The organism is Actinoallomurus acaciae (assembly GCF_042429965.1).
GTDB classification, from domain to species: Bacteria; Actinomycetota; Actinomycetes; order Streptosporangiales; family Streptosporangiaceae; genus Actinoallomurus; species Actinoallomurus acaciae.
In genome coordinates this window covers 1-1,870 of the sequence record NZ_JBHLZP010000923.1, presented here as the reverse complement: position 1 = coordinate 1,870, position 1,870 = coordinate 1, and the positions used below count along the sequence as shown (strand labels likewise).

General features: G+C 72.8%; 2 protein-coding genes and 1 pseudogene. 2 read left to right on the top strand and 1 reads right to left on the bottom strand.

Translation table 11 applies throughout. The features are described from left to right. A partial coding sequence (locus ACFFNX_RS48950) for a 5-oxoprolinase subunit C family protein (protein ID WP_378213317.1) occupies positions 1–646 on the top strand: 646 nt, incomplete at its 5' end. Positions 647–655: 9 nt separating this feature from the next. Here ACFFNX_RS48950 and ACFFNX_RS48945 read toward each other — a convergent pair. Further along, on the bottom strand, positions 656–919 hold the full coding sequence (locus ACFFNX_RS48945) for a BON domain-containing protein (RefSeq protein ID WP_378213316.1): 264 nt from the start codon (positions 917–919) through the stop codon (positions 656–658). 460 nt (positions 920–1,379) lie between these two features. Here ACFFNX_RS48945 and ACFFNX_RS48940 point away from each other — a divergent pair. Next, a pseudogene (locus ACFFNX_RS48940) lies at positions 1,380–1,870 on the top strand (glycosyltransferase); the annotation flags it as partial.

The window sequence follows — 1,870 nt, the reverse complement described above, 5'->3', positions numbered from 1 at the left end:
GTTCGACGCCGGGGCGTGGGTCGCGGTCACCGGCGCGCCGCTGCTCGTACGGCCGGGGACGATGAACGCGCCGTTCCACGTTCCGGCCGGCGCGGTCGTGGAGTTCGGCACGCCGTCCTCGGGGGTCCGCACCTACGTCGCGGTCCGCGGCGGCATGGAGGTCGAACCGGTGCTCGGCCGCCGCTCCACCGACGTGCTGTCCGGGCTCGGCCCGCCGCCGCTGTCCGCGGGTGACCGGCTGGACCTCGGCCGCGCGACCGGCCCGATCACCGTGGACGTCGCGCCCGTGCCCGAACCGGAGATCGAGCCGGTGCTGCGGATCGCTCCCGGGCCGCGCGACGACTGGTTCGAGACGCTCGCCCCGCTGACCGGCGCGGCGTACGAGGTGACGGCGCAGAGCAACCGCGTCGGCGTGCGGCTGGAGGGACCCGCGCTGACCCGGCGCCGGGAGGGCGAGCTGCCGAGCGAGGGCATGGTCACCGGCTCCCTGCAGGTGCCGCCGAACGGACTGCCGATCATTTTCCTCGCCGACCATCCGACGACCGGGGGTTATCCGGTGGCGGCGGTGCTGGCCGCGGACGACGTCCCGCGCGCGGCCCAGCTGCGGCCCGGCCAGCGCGTGCGGTTCCGGCTCATCGGGGCGTGACGGGCGGGCTCACCAGGAGGCGCCGTCCGTGCGCCGCGCCTGTTGCGGCATCTCGACGACGGTGACGTCGTTGGCGATGCGCAGGCCGGCGGCGGACTCGCGGGCGACGGCCTCGATCAGCGCCCTCCGCCGCGCGGTGGCCACCTGACCCCGCAGGACGACCACGTCGTCGCGGACGACGACGTCGATGCCGAACTCCACCGTGCGGGCGTCGGCGGCGAGCCGGTCCCGGATGCGAACCGCGAGAGGATGCGAGGCGTTGTCGGTGGCCATGCGCCGCTCCCTTCCCGTGGCTCATCGCCTTCCGCACGATGGCACAACCGGGCCGGCTCCGCGCTCGGGTCTGGAAAAGGCATTGCAACTTTCACGGGAGACCGTCCTCGCGGGTCCCTGCCCCGACGGCCACGGGGCAAACGCCCAGGCGAGGGCGGGATCTCACGGCTCCGGATACGCCGCCCGCCACAGCGTTTCCCGCACGTTAATTCATCGCCGCGCGAATAGTAATAATTGCCCAATTGTTACGGCAATCAAGGCGTCCATCGCCGCAGTTCAGCGGGTGGATGAGGTTTGAGCGGCGCCGAGCGGTGCGACATGGGGTTGAGGCGGCGCACGGCGGATCATGCCCGCCGGGAACGACCGCAGAATAGCCGATTTTGCCCAATCTGTGGCGAGTTTGGCGACATTGTCGCTGTGGCAGGGATCTTTCAATAGGCCACCGCGTAAAGGAGCACATTTGAGAATCGACATGGTCTCCGAGCACGCCAGCCCGCTCGCGACGCCCGGCGGCGTCGACGCCGGCGGACAGAACGTCCACGTCGGCGCCCTCGCCGCCGCGCTGGCGCGGCGCGGTCACGAGGTCACGGTGCACACCCGGCGCGACGATGTCGCGCTGCCGGACTCGGTCGGCTACGCGCCCGGTGTCACCGTGGAGCACGTACGGGCCGGGACGCCGCCGCGGTGATCGCCACGTGCGCGGACGAGACACGGGAGCTGGAGTCGTACGGCGTCCCGCCCGGCTCGGTCCACGTGGTGCCGTGCGGGGTCGACGTCGACCGCTTCCGTCCCGACGGGCCGGTCGCCCCGCGCGGGGACCGGCCACGCGTGCTCACGACCGGCCGTCTCGTGCCCCGTAAAGGCGTGGACACCGTCATCGAGGCGTTGTGCCACGTGCCGGACGCCGAGCTGGTCGTGGCCGGCGGGCCCGGACACGCGGACCTCGGGCGC